Below are 15,482 nucleotides of genomic sequence, written 5' to 3'. Positions count from 1 at the left end.
GGCTGACGCACCGGCCCACGGCCCCGACCCACCACCCACCCAGGGGCGCGGGGAACTGCGCGACCAGCCCCAACGCACCCGCACCCGAAAACGAACCCCCCTGCTCAACCGCCGGAGGCAACCCGTGGGCGCTCCGCGTCCGAGCCGCACATTTCAGCGTTCAGTTCCTTGATGAGCTGGGCAAGGTCGGTGGGTCGGTCCGGGGTCCACCAGTCGCCCAGCAGTTCGGCGAGGGATTCCTCGCGGGCCTCGGCGAGTTCGCCGGCGACGTCCCGGCCCTCGGCGGTGAGGACGAGGTCGAGGCCCTCACGTACGGCCAGGTGACGTTCCTCGACCTGGCGGGCCGCCTCCATGATGACGTTCAGCGGGACGGCGCTGTACTCGGCGAGGACGCCGGGCTCGGCCCAGCCGTAGCGCCGGATGCGCAGCAGCAGCCAACTCGCGGCAGGCAGCAGGTCGTAACCGGCGCGGGCGGTGATCTTCTCGTAGATCGCGCGCCGTCCCTCGCGCGTGCCGAGCACGGACAGCGCGCGGCACACCTCGTCGTACGAGGAGCGCTCCACCGGATTGCTGGCCAGCGTCTCCGTGGCGTCGGGCACCGTCACCGAGCCCCGCAGCTTGTCCTCGCGCAGGAACCAGGCCAGTACGAAGCCGAGTACGGCGACGGGAGCCGCGTACAGGAAGACGTCCGTGATCGCCGAGGCGTACGCCTGCACCGCCGACAGACGCAGCGCGGAAGGGAGTTCGGCGATGCCGCGCGGGTCGCTCTCGAGGGAGTCCGGGCCGATACCGGGTGGCAGCGACTGCCCGGCGAGCGCGGTCGTCAGCTTGTCGGCGAGGCGGCCGGCGAAGATCGTGCCGAAGATGGCGACGCCGAACGCGGCGCCGATGGACCGGAAGAAGGTGGCGCCGGAGGTGGCGACGCCGAGATCCTCGTACGAGACGGCGTTCTGCACGATCAGCACCAGGACCTGCATGACCAGGCCGAGGCCGAGGCCGAACACGGCGAAGTACCCGCTCATCTCGAACGTGGAGCTGCTCTCGTCGAGCTGATGGAGCAGCAGCAGGCCGAGCGTGGTGACGCCCGTGCCCGCGATCGGGAACACCTTCCAGCGGCCGGTCCGGCTGACGATCTGGCCTGACACCGTCGAGGCGAGCAGCAGACCGGCCACCATCGGCAGCATGTGCACGCCGGACATGGTGGGCGAGACACCCTGGACGACCTGCAGAAACGTCGGCAGGTACGTCATCGCGCCGAACATCGCGAAGCCCACGATCAGGCTGATCACGGCGGAGAGGGTGAAGGTGCGGATGCCGAAGAGTTTCAGGGGGAGAACGGGCTCGGCGGCCTTCCGTTCGACGGACACGAAGGCCGCGCCCAGCACGACAGCGAGCACCGCGAGGCCGATGATCTGCGGCGAGGCCCAGCCCCAGGTGGTGCCACCGAGCGAGGCGACGAGGACGAGGCAGGCGGCGACGGCCGCGATCAGGAACGTACCGAGATAGTCGATCGTGTGCCGCGTGGCCCGGACGGGGATGCGCAGGACGGTGGCGATGACGGCGAGCGCGACCACGCCGACGGGGAGATTGACGTAGAAGACCCAGCGCCAGCTCAGATGCTCGGTGAACAGCCCGCCGAGCAGCGGGCCGAGCACACTGGTCGCGCCGAAGACGGCACCGAACAGGCCCTGGTACTTGCCCCGTTCGCGCGGCGGGACGAGGTCGCCGACGATCGCCATCGACAGCACCATCAACCCGCCGCCGCCGAGGCCCTGGAGCGCCCGGTAGCCGATCAACTGGGGCATGTTCTGCGCCATTCCACAGAGCGCGGAGCCGATGAGAAAGATCACAATTGCCGTCTGGAACAGCTTCTTGCGTCCGTACTGGTCACCGAGCTTGCCCCAGAGCGGGGTGGCGGCGGTGGCGGCGAGCAGATACGCCGTGACCACCCAGGACAGATGGTCCAGGCCGCCGAGTTCGCTGACGATGGTCGGCAGCGCGGTCGACACGATCGTCTGGTCCAGCGCCGCGAGCAGCATGCCCAACAGCAGGGCGCCGATCGAGACGAGGACGCCACCCCGTACGTACTCCTGACCGGGGGCGCCGCGTGTGTGGTCACGGGGCGGTGGCGGGTGGTCCCCGTCCGCCGTCTCGTGGGCGTTCGTACGGTGCACTTCCTCGGCCATGCAGACCTCCCGGCCGCGAGGGTCCCTCGGGTCCCCGTTGCCCTTTGCATTCTTGTCGGTGTGACCGGTTATGGCCCGTTGAATCCACAGAGGAGTTCGAGATTCCGGTGGTAACTGGGAGATGGTGTGGAGGAGGTCTGCATAATCGCTGAAGTTCGTTACGGGAGGGATCCATACGTGAGTGGCCGGAGCGTGTACGTCTGCCCGGAATGCGGGACACCGCGTGAGCCGGGAGGCGCACCGTCGTGCGCATGCGCTCAGCGGGCGGCGGACGAACTCCTGGAGACCCGCTCCGCGGAGGCTGCCGCGGCGGAGGACTTCGATCCGTTGCGTATACGGCCCTATGTGGATCTGGACGCGGATGAGTTCGAGGTCGACGTGGAGGCGGGCTCGGGCGTCGGGCCACCGGGGTTGTTAAGCGGGCTCGGGTCCTCGGAGGCCGCTGACCCGCTGGTCGAGCCGATGTCCTCGCGGGCGGGTGACGCACTTGGCGAGCCCGAGGGTTCGGGGGCGGGTGACGCACTTGGCGAGCCCGAGGGCTCGGGGGCGGCTGACCCGCTGGTCGAGCCCACGTCGTCATCGGGGGCGGGTGACCCGTTCGTCGAGCACATGCCCTCGACGGCGGGCGACGCGCCGGTCGAGCCGGGCGCGCCCGCGGGGCCGCCGTGGCCGTCCGGCCCGTCCGGTCCTTCCGGTCCTTCCGGTCCTTCCGGTCCGCCCGCAGGACAGCACCGGTCCGGACCGCCCGCAGTCCAGCACCGGCCCGAGCCGCCGTCGATGCCGGGTTCCTCTCCGGCGGGCCAGGCCCCGCCTCCGACCGCCCCGTATCCGGCGTCCCAGGCCCCTTCGCCCGACGACGCCCCGACGGCCGACCTCCACCTGACGGACCTCCACCGGTTCGACGCACAGGCCCCCGGCCCGGACCCTGTAACCGGCCCTCAGCCTCTGCCCGAGCCCGAGCAGCCCGCCCGCAGGCGCGGCCGTCGGCGTCGGCTCGCCTTCGTCGGTACCGTGGTCGGCGCTGTGGTGATGACCGCCGCCGGGTTCGCAAGTGGACTGTTCTCGTACGACACGCCGTCTCGGGACAGCGCGGGCCCGGGCGACATGCGCGCGAGCATTCCGGACGCGGTCTCGCCGGAGCCGCCGTCCCCGTCTCCGTCGAAGACGACACCGCCGGCGCAGCCACACACGTCGGCCCCACCGACCGAACCGTCCGAACCAGCCACCCCGAGCACCTCCCCGCCACCCCAGAAGCCCACGGCCGAGCCCACCCCGCCCCGCGAGACCCCCTCGACACGCCCACCGTCGACCGAGCCCCCCGCCGACTCGGCACCGCCCGGCTCCGGCGGAGGCGGCGAGCGCGACAACTCGGGGGTCCTGCGCCCGGGCGACGACGGCGCCGAGGTAACGGAGCTCCAACTCCGCCTACGCCAGCTCTTCCTCTACGCAGGCCCCACCACAGGCACGTACGACGACCAGACGGAAAACTCCGTACGAAGCTTCCAGGGCTCCCGAGGCGTCGACGACGAATTGGGCATATACGGCGAGCCGACGCGAGAACGTCTGGAGTCGGAAACGGACGAGCCGTAGGTCCCGCCGGGGTTCGGGGCTGTGCCAATGCGCGGCTCCGTCGCCCGGGCGCGACCAGCCACCACGACCCCGCAGCCGCCGAGTTGCCCACCGGACCGAGCCCTCACGCGCCCACAAGCACCCGAATCCCCCCGGCGCCCAAAGCCTCGACCCGCACCTGCGTAAGGTCCTGCACCACCACATCAGGCCGATGAAACCCGGCCCGAGCCCCCACCCCGACAACCCGCATCCCCGCGGAGCGCCCCGCCGCGATCCCCGCCCCGGAGTCCTCGAACACCACACACTCGGAAGGCGCGACCCCCAACTCGGCCGCCCCCTTCAAAAACCCCTCAGGATCGGGCTTGCTCGCCCCGACGGACTCGGCGGTGACCCGCACATCGGGCAGCGGAAGCCCGGCGGCAGCCATCCGTGCGGTCGACAGCGGCACGTCCGCGGACGTCACCAGCGCATGCGGCAACTCCCGTAGCGCGGCCAGAAGTTCCGCGGCTCCCGGAATCGCGACGACGCCCTCCATGTCAGCCGTCTCCTCGGCCAGCATGCGCTCGTTGTCCGCGATGTTCTTCTCCATGGGCCGATGAGGCAGCAGCAGAGCCATCGACGCATGTCCCTGCCGGCCGTGAACGACCTTCATGACGTCGCCCCCGTCCAGGCCGTTGCGCTCGGCCCACCGATGCCAGACGCGTTCGACGACGGCATCGGAGTTGACGAGGGTGCCGTCCATGTCCAGCAGCAGGGCGCGGGCGGTCAGCACGGTCGTGGCCGTCATCGGCATGCTCCAAAGCGTGGGAGAGGGGGCCGAGGGCCCCGGGACAAAAGGTGCCCCCAGGACAAGGTGGCCCCGCCCACCGGTCAGGGAAAGCGGGCGGGAGCCACTTTGTTCCCTCACGGTACAAAACCGATGGGCAATCCCGCCACCACTCAGAGGACTCGATTTCGCAGAACTTCGCGTAACAAAGGGCCGGCCAAAAGCCCAACAAAGGCACGCACGAGCCCAAAGCTCCGCCGACCTCGGCGCCGTACCCCTTGTTATGTCATGGTCACGACATTAACTTCTCACCCGGCGCACATCTCCCCGAAACGCGGCACCGCAAGCATTCGCACGCACCGTCAACTTCCCATCCCCCCAAAGGGAGTTCGCATGCCGAAGGTCTACGCGCGTCGACGGCTCAGCATACTCGCCGCCGCCGGCGGATTGATAGCCCTGGTCGGGCTGTTCAACGGTCCGACCGCCTCCGCCGCCCTGCCCACCCCCGTGAGCGCCGCCACCGCCCGCTCCTACCTGTCCCAGCTCACCGTGGCGAACGAGGACCGCACCGGCTACAACCGCGACCTCTTCCCGCACTGGATCACCCAGTCCGGCGCCTGCAACACCCGTGAGGTCGTCCTGAAGCGCGACGGCACGAACGTCCAGCAGGACTCCAGCTGCGCCGCGACCAGCGGCAGTTGGTACTCCGTCTACGACGGCGCCACCTGGCGCGCCGCCTCCGACGTCGACATCGACCACCTCGTCCCGCTCGCCGAGGCCTGGGACTCCGGCGCCGACAGCTGGACCACCTCGCGGCGCCAGTCCTTCGCCAACGACCTGACCCGCCCGCAGCTCATCGCGGTCACGGACAACGTGAACCAGTCGAAGGGCGACCAGGACCCGGCGGAGTGGATGCCGTCGGTCAGCTCGTACGCCTGCACGTACGTACGCGCCTGGGTCCAGGTGAAGTACTACTACGACCTCTCCGTCGACTCCGCCGAGAAGAGCAAGCTGACCTCGGTGCTCAACGGCTGCTAGGGCCTGTCCGGCGGATCAGGCTGCAGGAAGGCAACGGCAACTTGTCAACACCGGTGAGCGGGGCCTGGTGCGTGCAGCTGCAAGGCGGAGGATCGAGTCGACGCGGAGCGTCGGCGATTGACGACAACGCCGCAGATGTGCGTGCCAGGCCCCGCGTCTGCGGCCTGATCCGCCGGACAGGCGCTAGGCCGTCCGCAGTCCGAGAACCTCCACCGGAACCTCGCCAGTGACCTCCGTCGTTCCGTACCGTACGGGGCGACGGAAGAGGGTGATCACGTGGCGAGGCTGCGGCTGGGACCACTGCTGAGGTACGTCGACGGCTCGTCCGCGACCGTCTGGGTCGAGGCGAGCCGTCCGTGCACCGCCGAGGTGCGCTGCGCCGACGGCGCCGGCGGCGAGACCCGCACCTTTCAGATCGCGGGCCATCACTACGCCCTGATCCCGGTGACCGGGCTGACACCGGGCACGTCGACCGCGTACGAAGTGCGGCTCGACGGTACGACCGTGTGGCCGCTGCCCGGCTCGCCCTTCCCGCCCTCGCTCATCCACGCCCCGGCCTACGACCACGCGCCGGTGCGGGTGGCCTTCGGCTCCTGTCGCTGGGCCGCTCCGCCCGCCGACGAGAAGGACCCGGTGGGCCCGGACGCGCTGGACACTCTGGCCGCACGCCTCGCCTCGGATCCGGGGGCCGAACGGCCCGACGTACTGGTGCTGCTGGGCGACCAGGTGTATGCGGACGAGACCTCCAATGCCACCCGCCGCTGGCTGGCGGCCCGCCGCGATCTCAAGGATCCACCGGGCAACGAGGTCGCGGACTACGAGGAGTACACCCGCCTCTACTACGAATCGTGGCTCGACCCCGAGGTCCGCTGGCTGCTGTCCACGGTGCCCAGTTGCATGATCTTCGACGACCACGACGTCATCGACGACTGGAACACCAGCGCCGCCTGGCTCGCCGACATGCGGGCCACGCCCTGGTGGCGCGAGCGCCTGCTGAGCGGCCTGATGTCGTACTGGGTCCACCAGCACCTCGGCAATCTCCCGCCCGAACGCCTCGCCGCCGACCCCCTGTACGCAGCCGTACGCGCCACCCCGGACGGCACGGACGTGCTCCGCACCTTCGCCGCCGAGGCCGACGCGAACCCCACCTCTGTCCGCTGGAGCTACCGCCGCGACTTCGGCCGCGTACGTCTGCTGATGATCGATACGCGCGCGGCCCGCGTCCTCGACGAGACCGACCGCGCCATGCTCGCGCCCGGTGAGCATGCGTGGCTGCGGGAGCAGGTGTTGGAGGGGCGGGGGGCTGATGCCGCGGGCACCGCGGGCGGCAGGCCCGACGCCGTCGTCGCCGCATCCGGCGCGAGCGACGAGGCACGTACGGCACCCGGCGCGCCGCCACCTGCCTCGGCGGCCCAAGGCGGCCCGGACAGCATGGCGAAGGCCTCGGCCCGGCCGGCCGACGGCGGCACGAGCGGCGTGCCGGGCGGCCCCCCGGCACGGTCGGCCGAAGGCCACGCCGCCACCGCCCGCACCCCCTACGACCACCTCCTCATCGGTACGTCTCTGCCCTGGCTGCTCCCCCACCTCGTGCACGACGCCGAGGCGTGGAACGCCGCGTTGTGCCGTGGGGAACGCGGGCCCCGGTGGGCGCGGTTCGGGGAGGATCTGCGGCGGCGGGCCGATCTGGAGCACTGGTCGGCGTTTCCGGCGTCGTTCGACGCGCTGGCCTCGCTCATCGCCGAGGTCGGGTCGGGGCCCGAGGCCCCGGCGACGGTGTGCGTGCTGTCCGGGGATGTGCACCACGCGTACATCGCCGAACCTTCGTGGCCGCAGGGCGCCCCGGCGCCCGACGCGCGGGTGCTGCAACTGACCTGCTCCCCCGTCCACAACTCCATCCCGATGTCCATCAAACTCGGCTTCCACTTCGGCTGGAGCAGAGTGGGCCGAGCCCTCGGCCGCCGTTTCGCCGGACACGGCGGCGTCCCGCGCCCGCCGATCGACTGGCGCAGAACGGGCGGCCCCTGGTTCGGCAACCAGCTGATGACGCTGACCCTGCGCGGCCGCTCGGCACGACTGCGGCTCGACCAGGCACGAGCGGAGAAGGGCGGCGGCGCCCGACTGCGAACGGTCGTCGAATCCGAGCTCGCCCCATAACCCCGGTCCGCAGTCCGCAGTCCGCGTGACACATCCCGCGGCCCCGTAACCTCACACAACTCCCCGCACACTCCGCGTGCGCGAACACGCCCAATCCGCCAAGTGCATACGTGTATCGCGTACGTTGCCCCTCTATCGCGCCCGTTGCCCCTGATGCTCGTGAGGCATCCCACACCGGGCGCCGATGATCCCCTCAAGGGCTCGGATCCCGTGGTGTACGACGGCATGATGATGCGGACCGTCCGCTTCCAGCAGGCGGTTTGCCGCTCAGCGCCCCAGATGCACGGGAGTCACACCTTTGTCTGCAGCGACCGCGGAATCGTCGGCGAGCGCCGAGTCCGTCGAGGTCTCCGTCGCCCTGGTCGGCGCAGGACCGCGCGGCACCAGCGTGCTGGAACGCCTCTGCGCCTCCGCGCCCGAGCTCCTCGCGCCCGGGGCCCGCCTGACGGTCCACGTCGTCGACCCCTCGCCGCCCGGTCCGGGGCGCGTGTGGCGGACCGGCCAGCCGGCCGAGCTGCTGATGAACACCGTGTCCTCCCAGGTGACCCTCTTCACTGACGACAGCGTGGACTGCTCGGGCCCGATCTGCCCCGGCCCGAGCCTGCACGAGTGGGCCGGCGGCGAGCTGGACCCGGACGAGTACCCGACCCGCGCCCAGTACGGGAAGTATCTGGAATGGGTCTTCGCCGAAGTCGTGCGCGGGGCACCGGCCTCGGTCCGCGTCGAGACGCACCGGGCCCGTGCGATACGGCTCGACGACGCGCCCGACGGCCACCAGCGACTCGTACTCGACAACGGCCGCACCCTGCGCGACCTCACCACCGTGGTCCTCGCCCAGGGCCACCTGCCGACGGTCGCGGACCGGACACAGCAACGCCTCGCCGAGTACGCCGACCGCCACGGCCTGCGCCATGTCCCACCCGCCAACCCGGCCGACCTCGACGTCTCCCCGCTCGCCCCCGGCGAACCCGTCCTGCTGCGCGGCCTGGGCCTCAACTTCTTCGATCACATGGCCCTGTTGACGACGGCCCGCGGCGGCCGTTTCCTCCGCACCGCGCAAGGTGGCCTGCGTTATGCCGCGTCGGGCCGTGAGCCGCGCCTGTACGCGGGTTCCCGGCGCGGCATCCCGTACCAGGCCCGCGGCGACAACGCGAAGGGCCCGTACGGCCGTCACCTCCCGCTCGTCCTCACCCCTGACGTCATCTCCGCCTTCCGTAAGCGCGCGGACTCCGGTGACGCGCCCGACTTCCTCGCGGAGATATGGCCGTTGGTCGCGAAGGAGGTCGAAACGGTCTACTACGAGGCGCTGTTGGGGCGGGGCAGCGCGGCAGTAGCGGGCGATGCAGCGACGGTACGGGGCTTCCGTGAGCGTTTTCTCGCCATTGACCACCGCGACCCCCAAGAGGCCCTGCTCCTCGACGAGTTCGGCATCGAGGCGGCCGATCGCTGGTCGTGGGACCGCATTTCGCGCCCCTACGCGGGACAGGTCTTCAACAGCCCGGCGAACTTCCGGAGTTGGCTGCTCGGGTATCTGCGCGAGGACGCCGAGCAGGCGGCGCTCGGCAATGTCGACGGCCCTCTCAAGGCGGCCCTCGACGTGCTGCGCGACCTGCGCAACGAGGTGCGGCTGATCGTCGACCACGGCGGCCTTGCGGGCACCTCGCGGCGGGAGCACCTGGACCGCTGGTACACGCCGCTCAACGCGTTCCTGTCGATCGGGCCGCCCCGGCGCCGTATCGAGGAAATGATCGCGCTGATCGAGGCGGGCGTCCTGGAGGTGCTCGGCCCGCGCCTGGAGGTGCGGGCCGAGGACGGGGCGTGGGTGGCGCACTCCCCCGACGTGCCTGACTCGACGGTCCGCGTCACCACCCTCGTCGAGGCCCGGCTGCCGGAACCGGAACTGCGGCGGACCGCCGACGACTTGCTCGCCCGGCTACTCAAGACCGGCCAGTGCCGGCCGCACACGGTGGACGGTTACGAAACCGGAGGGCTGGACGTAACCCCGCGCCCGTACCGTCTGATCGACCGCCGAGGACGCGCCCACCCCCAGCGGTTCGCGCTCGGCGTGCCCACGGAGGGCGTGCACTGGGTGACCGCCGCGGGCGCCAGGCCGGGGGTGGACTCAGTCACACTCTCGGACACGGACTCGGTGGCGAGGGCGGTGCTGCGCACGACCTCACCTGCGGCGACGCCGGAAGAGAATTCGGAAATCCGGCCAAATGTTGAACTTGCAACTATCGATTAGGCTAGCCTAAAATCGATCACTCGCTCGGTTTACGTCCCCAACGGCGGTCCCTCAAGACCGCACCAGACCGAAGGAGTTCCCCCACCATGACCGGACGCTTAAACAGCGCCCAGCCGTACGCCATCGGCCTGTTCCGCATCGTCATCGGTCTGCTTTTCGCCTGCCACGGCGTCATGTCGCTCTTCGGCGAGTTCGGCGGCGCCGACGGCAAGGGCGGCACCATCGAGCCGACCACCTGGCCGAACGGATACGCGGCCGTCATCGAGCTCGTCGGCGGCAGCCTGGTCCTGCTCGGCCTCGGCACCCGGATCGCGGCGTTCATCGCCTCGGGCGCCATGGCCTACGCGTACTTCAAGGTCCACCAGCCGCAGGCGCTCTGGCCGATCGAGAACCAGGGTGAAGGCGCGGCCATGTTCTGCTGGTCGATGTTCCTGCTGGTCTTCACCGGCTCCGGCGCACTCGGCCTCGACCGGCTCTTCTCGCGGCGCACGTCGTCGTCCACCGCGAACAGTCGCAGCTCGGAGCCCGTCGCAGCCTGACGCCCTGTACGAAACGGCGCCCGCCCCTGTCGCACCGGGGGCGGGCGCCGTCGTCGCATCAAGTCGCCCATCCGAACGGCACCGTGGCGGCCGGGTGAACGTGGTGTAGCGATCACATGTGCCCCCTGTGGATCTCCTCTCCGGCCCCCGGCGTACGCTGTATGGCTGTCACAGGCCGCACCTGCCGCTCCCCCGCGACATCGCGGTTCTCGGCACGGTTCGGGCCTACGGGGGAGACACAGGGGAGTTCGGGTGCTTGAGAGTGTGGGGCTGCTGACCGGCAGCCCATGGATCTACGCCGTGGTGGCCCTGTCCGTGCTGTTAGACGTGTTCGTGCCGGTGCTGCCGAGCGGAGTCCTCGTCATCGCGGCGGCGACGGCGGCCGCGGCCGGCTCCGGCGCGGCGACCGGGAACGTACCGGACCTCCTGCCGCTGACCCTCTCCGCGGCCACCGCCTCGGTCCTCGGCGACCTGATCGCGTACCGGCTGGCCCGGCGCGGCGGCGAGCGCCTTGACCGGGCCCTCGCCCGCTCCCGCCGCCTGACCGGTGCGCAGGAACGTCTCGGCGCGGCCCTCGCACGCGGCGGCGGCGCCCTTGTCGTCATCGCCCGCTTCGCGCCCGCCGGGCGCTCACTCGTCTCGTTCGGCGCGGGCGCCGCCCACCGCCGCGTCCGCGAGTTCCTGCCCTGGTCGATCCTCGCGGCCCTGGCCTGGGCCGCGTACAGCGTCGCCCTCGGCTACTTCGGCGGCCACCTGCTGGGCACGACGTGGCTCGCCACGGGCGTTTCGCTGCTCGCGCTGTTCGGTGCGGGAGCAGGGGCGGCGTACCTGATACGGCGGCCGGTGGCGGAGACGGGCACGGGCGTCTGAGGACTACTACGCATCCGAGGCGTGAGCGGCCGGTGCCTACGGGCTGCGTACGGGGTCAGCCGGCCTGGCGCGCGGCCGTCTGCCCTCGCACCTCGAGCCCGTCCAGCAGCTCGGCCGTCGCCTCCGCGATCGCGTCGACCGCCCGGTCGAACACCTCACGGTTGTGAGCGGCCGGAGCCCGGAACCCGGACACCTTGCGGACGTACTGAAGGGCGGCGGCCCTGACGTCCTCCTCGGTGGCCTCTTCGGGGAGTACGGGCGGACGGAGAGTCTTGATGCTTCGGCACATGGGTCCAGTTTCGCGCGTGGGCGGGAATTGTGGGGGCCGGATCAGCCGGCACCTTCTGGAAACGGGAGCGGCGGTACGCCTCCAGGGACGTACCGCCGCTCCCGCCCGAGTCGTCAGCCCTCGACGATCTCGCGGACCTCGACCGTGAGCGTGAACTCCGCCGGGTGGATCTCGAGGAAGCGCTTGGCCCACTCCATGGCCTCGGCCTTGTCCTTGCACTGGGTGACGGAGTAGCCGCCGATCACTTCCTTGGTCTCGGTGAACGGCCCGTCGACCTGGTTGAACCTGCCGCCGGACCAGGTGATCCGGGTGCCCTCGGAGGTCGGGTGCAGCCCGGCCGTGTCCAGCATGACCCCGGCCTTGGTGATCTCCTCGAGCAGCGCCTCCATACGCTCCCCGAACTCCGGGCCCAGCCCCTCGGCGGGTACGTCGTTCTCCTCGATACGGACCAGCGTCATAAAGCGCGGCATGGTGACTCCTCGGTCGTCGCGGTTGTCGCGGTTGTCGCGGTTGTCGCGGTGACAAGGACGGGGCTTCTCCCCGCCTCTCACCTCTGCGTCGAGCGGGCGACGGCGGGATCGACAGCCACCCCGGAGAATTTTCCAGGACCCCATGTGACGTGAGTCACAGCAGTTGCCGGCCGGACTTACAGGGCCGGTCCGTCTCGTCAGCCGGCGAGGATGCCGTCGATCTGGCCGACCGCCTCCTGCAGACCCTCGACCATCCCCATGTTCACCAACTGCTCCATCTGTTCCCGGGAGTCGAAGGACGAGCGCATCTCCATCCGGGTGCCTCCGTCACGCTCGGTGAGCTGCACCCGCACGTTGGTGGTCGGCTGGTCGGGGCTCGGCTTGCCGTCCTGGTCGGCGAAGCCGTCGGTGAACTCCAGCGACGTCGGCGAGGTGACCGAGGTGACGCGCCACCAGCCGTAGTGCTTCTCGCCCTTCGGGCTGGTCATGAAGTAGCTGACGTCCCCGCCGGGGGTCAGGTCGTGCTGCTCCACGGTCGCCGGATAGGTCGGCGGTCCCCACCAGCGCTCCAGCTGCCGCGGGTCGGCCCACAGCTGCCACACCCGCTCGACGGGTGCGGAGAAGTCGGCGATCAGGGTGAGGGTCAGATTGTCGAGGTCCTTGTCCACACTCGTGACGGTCATCTGTCCGGTCCTTCCGTCGGGTCGTGCTTCTCGGGATCCTCTGCGAGCAGGCGGGACATCCTGTCCACTCTGCCCCGCCAGGCCGTCTCGAGCTCGTCGAGCGCCTGCCGCGCGCGGCCCACCGCGTCGGGGTCGGTACGCACGAGCTGCTCCCGTCCGCGGCGCTGCTTGGTGACAAGACCGGCCCGCTCCAGCACCGCGACGTGCTTCTGCACCGCGGCGAAGCTCATCGGATAGGCCTCGGACAGCCGTGACACCGACATCTCGCCCCGCACGCAGCGGCGGAGGATGTCACGGCGCGTGGCGTCGGCCAGTGCCTGGAACAGCCGGTCCACGGCCTCGTCGGTCATCCCATCTACAACCATTTGGTTGTACGTTAGGCCGGAGCTCCGCCCCTGTACAGGGGTTACGCACTCGTCAGCGCAGGTCCAGCCGCATCACGACCCGGGGATGACCGGCCAGCACAGAGGTGGTGTCGGCGGCGTGGACGAACCCGGCGCGTTCGAAGTTCCGCCGGATCCCGGCGTACGCCATGGTCAGGTCGACCTTGGCGTCACCGTTGTCGAGCGGGTACGCCTCGATCGCCGGCGCACCGTGGGCGCGGGCGAACTCGACGGCGCCGCCGATGAGGGCGTGCGAGACCCCCTGCTTGCGGTGACCTGGACGTACTCGGATGCACCACAGCGACCAGACCGGCAGGTCGTCGACGTGCGGGATCTTGCGGTTGCGCGCGAAGGCCGTGACCGAGCGCGGTGCCACGGCGGCCCAGCCGACCGGCTCGTCACCGTCGTAGGCGAGAACTCCCGGAGGCGGATCGGCTCGGCACAACTCGGCGACGTACTCACCGCGGGCCGGTCCGCGAAGCTCGTTGTTGAGCTTGGACGGGATCCGGTAGCTCAGACACCAACAGACGTTGGCCGTGGGCGACTTGGGCCCGACCAGGGCACGGACATCTTCGAAGACCGAAGCCGGGCGAACCTCAATGGCCATGGATCCCACGATGCCACGGCATACGGGGCGCCGTCGCTCAGTCTTCGGCGGCCCTGAGCGTCATGGAGTCGCACCCGTTGTGACTGAGCACGCCGGTTGGCCACTCTGAGCATCGCGGTTGGCCGCAGGGCGTAGGAGCTGGATCACCGCATGAAGGTGCATTGCTCGGGGCATCAGGGCGTGCCCTTGACCCGACGCGTCAACGCACCCGACCCGCCACGACCAACAGGCCGCTGGTCGACCGGCTCAGCGACGGACGCGGTAGCGGATGTGGGTGGCCTCCGGCGTGTCGATCACCCGGATGATCTCCAACTCGATCTGCGACGGCAAGACGTCGAACAGTCGACGGCCACCACCGAGCAGCACCGGGATCTGATGGACCTGCACCTCATCCAGCACCCCGGCCTCGAGCGCCCGTTGCGCCGTGTACGCGCCACGCACCTGCACGTCCTTGTCCCCGGCGGTGGCTTTGGCCTGTGCCATCGCGCTTTCGATCCCGTCGGTCACGTACGTCACCAACGGATAGCCCCAACGGGCGGCCGGGCCGGGCGCGCGGTGACTGGGCACGAAGATCGGGAGACCACCGTGATCACCTCCCCAGTGATCCATGAGCTCGGCAGTGCGCCGTCCCGCGAGCACCGCACCGGCTGCGTTCCATTCGTCCTGGAACTGCGCGGCCGGTCCGGACGGCCGGCCGGACTCGCCGTCCGGGCCGGCCCACTTGTGCAGTCGCTCGCCATCGTCGCCGCCGAGGAAATCGTTGAGATCGGCGATATATCCGTCGAGTGACATCGACATGTCGAGCACTGATGCAGACACTTCGGCCTCCTGTGGTTTCGATCCAGACTGGTTCAACTGTGCTGTAGACCCGGCATGGCGGCATTACTCATCGGCCCCAAGCGCTGCGGTGATCAACGTTCGTTTCCCTGCCCTACGCTGCCGTGATGGGTGTGGGGATAGAGGTGCTGATCGTGGACTGGCCGCGAGTAGAGGCGGCCGCACCCGGCGACCGGGAAGAGATGCTGATCGATGCCGCCTTCGGAGAGGCGTACAGCGACGACCTCTTCGAACATGGCTGGTCGTGGCCCGCGCAGCCGGGTGAGGACTGGTATGGCAGGTATGCCTTGCGGAACACGTTCGGCTCGTACAAGCCGCACTTTTGGGCCGGCCACCGCTGGGACCAGATGCGCGACTTCGTCGAGCCGAAGGTGCGCGAGGCGCTGGACCGGTTCAACGACGCGCTGTTCTGGCACCGTCTGGACGACACCACCGGGGTCGGTTCGGGGCTCCCGGAGCGGCCGTGCACCTGGGACGCGGACCTGTTGCTGTGGTGTCCGCCCGATCACGTGCCACTGATCGCCGGATGGTGGCGGCAGGCGGCACCCCAACTGGAAGTGGTGCGTGAGCCGTTCACCCAGCACGCTGCGGAGTCAGGCGGATGGATCACGACCTTCGAATCGTTTGCCGACCTCCTCACCGACTGGGGAGAGGTGGTCACGGAGGCCGAGCGCCGCGGCTGGGGCGTCGTTGGCCTCCGCTGCTGACCTCCACCGCGGTTGACCGTTCGCGTCCCAGCAGCGAGATGAGCAGCAGCGCCCAGGTGGCGCCTAGGTCCTGTCTCTCCGATCTTCGCGGATCAGCGCGCGGCGTCTGGTGCGGTGCATCGGCGTGCGGCCGCATCGC

Annotated in this window: 15 protein-coding genes; 7 read left to right on the top strand and 8 right to left on the bottom strand. The window is 70.2% G+C overall.

The window, feature by feature from the left end; genetic code table 11:
* Nucleotides 1-104 precede the first annotated feature (104 nt).
* Nucleotides 105-2,186: a DHA2 family efflux MFS transporter permease subunit gene (locus ACGFNK_RS40070; RefSeq protein WP_393424490.1), complete on the bottom strand. Its 2,082-nt coding sequence runs from the start codon at nucleotides 2,184-2,186 to the stop codon at nucleotides 105-107.
* Nucleotides 2,187-2,648: 462 nt separating this feature from the next.
* On the opposite strand from ACGFNK_RS40070, the gene ACGFNK_RS40065 reads away from it, so the two are divergent.
* Complete coding sequence (locus tag ACGFNK_RS40065) at nucleotides 2,649-3,776, top strand: peptidoglycan-binding protein (RefSeq protein WP_393424487.1); 1,128 nt, start codon at nucleotides 2,649-2,651, stop codon at nucleotides 3,774-3,776.
* A 103-nt stretch (nucleotides 3,777-3,879) separates the two neighbouring features.
* Here ACGFNK_RS40065 and ACGFNK_RS40060 read toward each other — a convergent pair whose 3' ends face one another.
* Nucleotides 3,880-4,548, bottom strand: a complete 669-nt coding sequence (locus ACGFNK_RS40060; protein ID WP_393424484.1) for an HAD family hydrolase — start codon at nucleotides 4,546-4,548, stop codon at nucleotides 3,880-3,882.
* Between the two features lie 366 nt (nucleotides 4,549-4,914).
* Here ACGFNK_RS40060 and ACGFNK_RS40055 point away from each other — a divergent pair, with 366 nt between their 5' ends.
* From ACGFNK_RS40055 to ACGFNK_RS40035, 5 genes are all read left to right on the top strand, one after another.
* A complete protein-coding gene (locus ACGFNK_RS40055) occupies nucleotides 4,915-5,559 on the top strand; it encodes an HNH endonuclease family protein (RefSeq protein WP_386356493.1) in 645 nt (214 codons plus the stop codon).
* 276 nt (nucleotides 5,560-5,835) lie between these two features.
* Nucleotides 5,836-7,713 (top strand): alkaline phosphatase D family protein, encoded by a 1,878-nt coding sequence (locus ACGFNK_RS40050; RefSeq protein WP_393424480.1) that lies wholly within the window; start codon nucleotides 5,836-5,838, stop codon nucleotides 7,711-7,713.
* A 298-nt stretch (nucleotides 7,714-8,011) separates the two neighbouring features.
* Nucleotides 8,012-9,958 carry an FAD/NAD(P)-binding protein gene (locus ACGFNK_RS40045; protein WP_393424477.1) on the top strand — a complete coding sequence of 649 codons (1,947 nt, stop codon included), beginning with the start codon at nucleotides 8,012-8,014 and terminating at the stop codon, nucleotides 9,956-9,958.
* 86 nt (nucleotides 9,959-10,044) lie between these two features.
* Nucleotides 10,045-10,497 (top strand): DoxX family protein, encoded by a 453-nt coding sequence (locus tag ACGFNK_RS40040; RefSeq protein WP_393424474.1) that lies wholly within the window; start codon nucleotides 10,045-10,047, stop codon nucleotides 10,495-10,497.
* A gap of 252 nt (nucleotides 10,498-10,749) precedes the next feature.
* A complete protein-coding gene (locus tag ACGFNK_RS40035; RefSeq protein ID WP_386356501.1) occupies nucleotides 10,750-11,367 on the top strand; it encodes a DedA family protein in 618 nt (205 codons plus the stop codon).
* Nucleotides 11,368-11,422: 55 nt separating this feature from the next.
* Here the strand turns inward: ACGFNK_RS40035 and ACGFNK_RS40030 are convergent, their stop codons facing one another.
* The 6 genes from ACGFNK_RS40030 to ACGFNK_RS40005 form a co-directional block, all read right to left on the bottom strand.
* Nucleotides 11,423-11,656, bottom strand: coding sequence for a DUF2277 domain-containing protein (locus ACGFNK_RS40030; RefSeq protein WP_393424470.1), 234 nt, complete (start codon nucleotides 11,654-11,656; stop codon nucleotides 11,423-11,425).
* Between the two features lie 113 nt (nucleotides 11,657-11,769).
* The gene (locus ACGFNK_RS40025) at nucleotides 11,770-12,126 is read right to left on the bottom strand and encodes a YciI family protein (RefSeq protein ID WP_393424467.1); all 357 of its coding nucleotides are present in this window, start codon (nucleotides 12,124-12,126) and stop codon (nucleotides 11,770-11,772) included.
* A 197-nt stretch (nucleotides 12,127-12,323) separates the two neighbouring features.
* A complete protein-coding gene (locus ACGFNK_RS40020; RefSeq protein WP_393424464.1) occupies nucleotides 12,324-12,809 on the bottom strand; it encodes an SRPBCC domain-containing protein in 486 nt (161 codons plus the stop codon).
* Nucleotides 12,806-13,174, bottom strand: a complete 369-nt coding sequence (locus tag ACGFNK_RS40015) for an ArsR/SmtB family transcription factor (protein ID WP_393424461.1) — start codon at nucleotides 13,172-13,174, stop codon at nucleotides 12,806-12,808. Before ACGFNK_RS40015 ends, ACGFNK_RS40020 begins: the two co-directional genes overlap by 4 nt.
* Nucleotides 13,175-13,226: 52 nt before the next feature.
* Nucleotides 13,227-13,799 carry a GNAT family N-acetyltransferase gene (locus tag ACGFNK_RS40010; RefSeq protein WP_393424458.1) on the bottom strand — a complete coding sequence of 191 codons (573 nt, stop codon included), beginning with the start codon at nucleotides 13,797-13,799 and terminating at the stop codon, nucleotides 13,227-13,229.
* A gap of 246 nt (nucleotides 13,800-14,045) precedes the next feature.
* Entirely contained in the window at nucleotides 14,046-14,618 is a 573-nt protein-coding gene (locus ACGFNK_RS40005; protein WP_393424728.1) for a dihydrofolate reductase family protein, read from the bottom strand.
* A 125-nt stretch (nucleotides 14,619-14,743) separates the two neighbouring features.
* On the opposite strand from ACGFNK_RS40005, the gene ACGFNK_RS40000 reads away from it, so the two are divergent.
* A complete protein-coding gene (locus ACGFNK_RS40000) occupies nucleotides 14,744-15,343 on the top strand; it encodes a hypothetical protein (protein ID WP_393424455.1) in 600 nt (199 codons plus the stop codon).
* Nucleotides 15,344-15,482: the final 139 nt, after the last annotated feature.

It is taken from the genome of Streptomyces sp. NPDC048825 (assembly GCF_043198355.1).
Classification (GTDB): domain Bacteria; phylum Actinomycetota; class Actinomycetes; order Streptomycetales; family Streptomycetaceae; genus Streptomyces; species Streptomyces xiangluensis.
This window is presented reverse-complemented; position numbering and strand designations above follow the sequence as displayed.

Coding starts and splice junctions, on each gene's coding strand:
- ACGFNK_RS40070 (WP_393424490.1), bottom strand. CDS start 2,186: ATGGCCGAGGAAGTGCACCGTACGAACGCCCACGAGACGGCGGACGGG.
- ACGFNK_RS40020 (WP_393424464.1), bottom strand. CDS start 12,809: ATGACCGTCACGAGTGTGGACAAGGACCTCGACAATCTGACCCTCACC.
- ACGFNK_RS40025 (WP_393424467.1), bottom strand. CDS start 12,126: ATGCCGCGCTTTATGACGCTGGTCCGTATCGAGGAGAACGACGTACCC.
- ACGFNK_RS40010 (WP_393424458.1), bottom strand. CDS start 13,799: ATGGCCATTGAGGTTCGCCCGGCTTCGGTCTTCGAAGATGTCCGTGCC.
- ACGFNK_RS40065 (WP_393424487.1), top strand. CDS start 2,649: ATGTCCTCGCGGGCGGGTGACGCACTTGGCGAGCCCGAGGGTTCGGGG.
- ACGFNK_RS40060 (WP_393424484.1), bottom strand. CDS start 4,548: ATGCCGATGACGGCCACGACCGTGCTGACCGCCCGCGCCCTGCTGCTG.
- ACGFNK_RS40055 (WP_386356493.1), top strand. CDS start 4,915: ATGCCGAAGGTCTACGCGCGTCGACGGCTCAGCATACTCGCCGCCGCC.
- ACGFNK_RS40015 (WP_393424461.1), bottom strand. CDS start 13,174: ATGGTTGTAGATGGGATGACCGACGAGGCCGTGGACCGGCTGTTCCAG.
- ACGFNK_RS40000 (WP_393424455.1), top strand. CDS start 14,744: ATGGGTGTGGGGATAGAGGTGCTGATCGTGGACTGGCCGCGAGTAGAG.
- ACGFNK_RS40030 (WP_393424470.1), bottom strand. CDS start 11,656: ATGTGCCGAAGCATCAAGACTCTCCGTCCGCCCGTACTCCCCGAAGAG.
- ACGFNK_RS40040 (WP_393424474.1), top strand. CDS start 10,045: ATGACCGGACGCTTAAACAGCGCCCAGCCGTACGCCATCGGCCTGTTC.